The organism is Rhodococcus sp. UFZ-B548, assembly GCF_903819475.1.
Taxonomy (GTDB): Bacteria; Actinomycetota; Actinomycetes; order Mycobacteriales; family Mycobacteriaceae; genus Rhodococcus_F; species Rhodococcus_F erythropolis.
Window position 1 is genome coordinate 1 of record NZ_CAIJDS010000131.1, and the last position, 2,759, is coordinate 2,759.

Below are 2,759 nucleotides of genomic sequence, written 5' to 3' on the forward strand. Positions count from 1 at the left end.
AGCATCGGGACGATCTCGGCGACCGCGCTACACCACTATCCGGGACTCAACTTCGCGTCCCTGCACCGCGACGACATCCGAGGCGGCGCCGACAGTTGATCATGTGGATCGGCCCGCACGTCTTTCGTCATGCGACGGGGATCCGATGGCCCGTGGTTTGTTGCTCGGATGGCGATCGGTAACAGTGGAAATATCTCACCGGTAACTTTCAAGTTGTGTCAGTTCTCTTTCTTAAGTGACTGTGTAACAACCATTTTCGATGGAAGTCGCTATCTGAATTGAAATTCTGGGCGGAAATGCACGACGACCAATGACTCTGGCAGGGGTAACTGTGCGCGTCACCGATGGCGACGGAACCAACAGCGTCGAGATCGACATGCTCGTGACCGCCGACGCCATCACCGAAGTGCCGTCGGTTGGCTGAGACTTGTTGAGCGCCGAGTCTGCAAGAGCGGAGTTTGCGTCAGGCGCTCCCGGTAGAAGGGCGGTAGCCTTCAAGCATGAAACGGTCCAAGCCGGAAGGCGTTGGGCTGTAGACGTACTGGCGGCAGAGGGAATTTTTGCTTCGGAGCAACCTTTGGCCGCGTTACGTGAGTTGCGCCGGGCGAATCGAGCGTTGTCGCTTACCGGTGCCAAGGTTCTTCTGGATCAACTTCTGCCACCTCGCTAGCGCAGTCGCGGATCGCTATCACCGAAACGCCAGCGATCTGGTCCTGGGTCACCACTCCTGAATGATGTCGACGGTGCTCGTCCAGATCGCAGGGTTGTTGACCGCGAAGGTACATCAAATCAGCACGGCATCTCCGGGTGGCTATGAGGTTCGGAGACGCGTCGGGGTGGTTGCTTCCTTTGAATGGCTTTTTCTTACTGGCGGGGCGGTGTAGCCGTTTTCGCGGTGACCACCAGATCATACTTTGGTACGCTTAAAGTATGACCATGAAATTTACCATAAGTCTGCCTGACGAGGATGCACATCTACTCGACGAGTATGTGCGTGATCACGGACTTCGTGGCCGGTCGGCAGGAATTCGAGCCGCGCTCCGCCTACTCTCGACGTCCGGACTCGAACGTGACTACGCTGCAGCCTTTGCCGAAGGTGACGTAGATGAAGTGTGGGACGCTGTCACGGCAGACACGGAATGATTCGCCGCGCGCACATTCACTGGGTGGATCTCGATCCCGCGCAGGGCAGTGAAGCGGCGAAACGACGACCGGCGGTGGTGGTGAGCAACGACCGGGCCAACGCTACTGCAGAAAATCTCGGCAGGGGCGTGATCACCGTGGTTCCGTTGACTACCAATACCGCGCACGTGTTTCCGTTTCAGGTGATTGTCGAGTCCGACGAGTCAGGTTTGGCGCGAGCGTCGAAAGCGCAAGCGGAGCAGGTACGGTCGGTATCGGTTCGGCGTCTGGATCCTGAACCGGTCGGCAAGGTCGGGACGGAGACTTTCGCCGCGCTCGAGGATGCGCTGCGGTTGCACCTCGATCTGCAGTAACTTGGCGCTGCTGGGACCGGGTGATCGCCTCGATCGTCGGGGCGCGGTTGCCGAAGAACTTATTTTGTCTCCGCGAAGAAGCTGTTCGGCTCCGAACGCTGCCATGCCGGCACTGAACTGGACGCACTGAACTACTGGTTCACCCGGTGTGGGTGATTCGCGGCGTGGTTCTTTTCCGGACCATCTGGGTATGGCCGACATCAAATTGACGTATTCCTCCGGAGTTGTCCCCAGGGACGGAGAGCTTCCCGCTCGCGACCACATCGCGACGGTGTTCGACGAACTCGACTTCCAGACTGCGGTGCAGGCGTACTTGTGGGCCATCCCCATCGTATCCTGGGCGCAGTGGATGGACGTGCATACCAACATCTTCGGAGCAACTGCATCCGATATCGTCGTCTACCGCTCCTATCGTGACCGACTGGGCCTGATCACCGCCAACGCGACGACTCCGTACATCTTGAACTTCTTCGATCTCGGTACAACGGGTCCGTTGGTAATCGAGTTGCCGGCGGGGCCGACCGCCGGGGGCATCGCAGATTTCTGGCAACGAGAATTCGCGGTGCTCGGTGAGATGGGCCCCGATGCAGGCAAGGGCGGCAAGACCCTGGTAGTCGGCCCAGGCCAGAGTGTCGAGGACACAGGTGAATACACGGTTGTCCGCTCCCCGATGATGCACATCATGTTCGGCTTCCGCACGCTCGATCCGGACCCGGCGCGCTCGGACGCGTTGGTCGACGCTGTCCGGGTGTACCCGTACTCCGATCGTGAGAATCCGACTCCGACGCGTCTGGTCTCACCGGACGGCAAGCCCTGGAGCGGAATTCAGCCGCGAGACCTTCGGTACTGGGAACTTTTACACGACATCGTGCAGGACGAACCTGTCGAAGAGCGCGACCGGTTCCCGATGGCGTGGCTTCGGCAGCTGGGGATTGAGAGGGGCAAACCGTTTGCCCCGGACGATCGCTTGCGGAAGATCTTGCAGCGGGCAGTCGAAGTGGGGGTGGTGTTCGCTCAGGCGAATGCCTTTGTCAAACGCTTCCCCGGTTCGCGCTACTGGCCGGATCGTCAGTGGGACTTGGCGATTGTTCTGGACAACTCCGCTCAGCGAGGCGGCAACTACGACGAGTTCTACGAACGCGCGTCGTGGTTCTACGAGGCAGTCAGCTTCTCCAAGGCGATGAAGAGTACGACGCCTGGACTCGGTCTGAACCGTGCCGGGTTTGATGCCGCATCCGTTTTTGTGAAGGATGCAGATCATGC

At 59.5% G+C, this 2,759-nt stretch carries 3 protein-coding genes; all 3 read left to right on the forward strand.

The features are described from left to right. Nucleotides 1–936: 936 nt before the first annotated feature. Entirely contained in the window at nucleotides 937–1,143 is a 207-nt protein-coding gene (locus H7C86_RS36730; RefSeq protein ID WP_241896167.1) for a ribbon-helix-helix domain-containing protein, read from the forward strand. After that, the gene (locus tag H7C86_RS36735; protein WP_019749913.1) at nucleotides 1,140–1,496 is read left to right on the forward strand and encodes a type II toxin-antitoxin system PemK/MazF family toxin; all 357 of its coding nucleotides are present in this window, start codon (nucleotides 1,140–1,142) and stop codon (nucleotides 1,494–1,496) included. The genes H7C86_RS36730 and H7C86_RS36735 overlap by 4 nt, the downstream gene beginning before the upstream one ends. A gap of 190 nt (nucleotides 1,497–1,686) precedes the next feature. Next, on the forward strand, nucleotides 1,687–2,759 hold a 1,073-nt coding region (locus H7C86_RS36740), incomplete at its 3' end, for a DUF1254 domain-containing protein (protein WP_182263503.1).

Bases quoted from the DNA above. Each gene is read 5' to 3' on its own strand.
- H7C86_RS36730 (WP_241896167.1), top strand. From the start codon at position 937: ATGAAATTTACCATAAGTCTGCCTGACGAGGATGCACATCTACTCGAC.
- H7C86_RS36735 (WP_019749913.1), top strand. From the start codon at position 1,140: ATGATTCGCCGCGCGCACATTCACTGGGTGGATCTCGATCCCGCGCAG.